Genomic DNA, 1,174 nt, shown 5'->3' on the forward strand with positions numbered 1-1,174 from the left:
ATTAAAAAAAATGACAAACTTAAAAATTTTCAGTATATACTAGTAAATAATTTTTATTAGCAATAATAAGTTTATCAATAATAGGAGTTTGTATGTTTAATTTAGTTTTATTAAAAAAAGAATTCAAATCAAATTTAAAAATATTATTAATATTTGCTTTAGTATTAACTATGTATGGAGCAATTATAGTTTCTATGTTTGACCCTAAACTTGTTGATAGTTTAAACTCTATGGTTGAGAGTATGCCTCAGATGTTTGCATTATTTGGAATGAATAATTTTTCAAGTAATTTAACCGACTTTTTAATTGATTATTTATATTCATTTTTGCTTATTATTTTTCCGTTGGTTTTTATTGTATTATTAGTTAATAGACTAGTAATAAGATACATTGATAAAGGAAGCATTGCATATTTATTTTCTACACCAAATTCAAGAATCAAAATAATATCTACTCAAATATTGAGTACTGTTATAGAAATATTTATATTAAACTTATATATAACTATACTGCTTATAATTACAAGTGAGATTATGTTTAAAGGCGAACTTGATATATCAAAACTCATAGTTATAAATATTGGACTTTATGGTTTGTGGTTTTCTTTTTTAGGAATATGTTTTTTGAGTTCTGTTAGTTTTTCTTCTACAAATATTTCACTTTGGGCTGGTGCTGGACTTTGTATATTATTTATGTTATTTCAAATGATATCAAGGGTAGGCGATAAGGCAGAGTTTTTTAAATATTTAAGTATTATATCATTGTTTAATCCTTCCAAATATAGCGATGATTTTAATATATTTTTAATTGGCACTATATGCTTATTAGTTATTGGAATAGTAACTAATGTACTTACTGTGATTATCTTTAATAAAAGAGATATATCAGCATAATTTTTTATTATATACCTAAACAAATATATTTTGTCAAAAATAATTTTTTTAAATTTTAAATATCTGCAGGGCTTTGCCCCGCACCCCACTTCTTTTATTGCCACAAAGAAGCAGGCACAGCCCGCCTTCGGCGAAAGGCTATATTTGAACTTAAATGTAATAAATTATTTTACATGTAAGATGATTTTAGTATGATTTAGTACTAATTTTATACTTGCATTTTTTGCAACTTTTTGCGGCGGGAAAAAGTTGAATAAAAAAATGACAAACTCAAAAATTTT

General features: G+C 24.4%; 1 protein-coding gene. It reads left to right on the top strand.

Annotation, left to right across the window (positions count from 1 at the left end):
• The first annotated feature begins 92 nt into the window (after positions 1-92).
• Positions 93-893: an ABC transporter permease gene (locus tag R4K56_RS14705; protein WP_335773217.1), complete on the top strand. Its 801-nt coding sequence runs from the start codon at positions 93-95 to the stop codon at positions 891-893.
• The last annotated feature ends 281 nt before the right edge of the window (positions 894-1,174 follow it).

It is taken from the genome of Brachyspira pulli, assembly GCF_036997785.1.
Taxonomy (GTDB): domain Bacteria; phylum Spirochaetota; class Brachyspiria; order Brachyspirales; family Brachyspiraceae; genus Brachyspira; species Brachyspira pulli.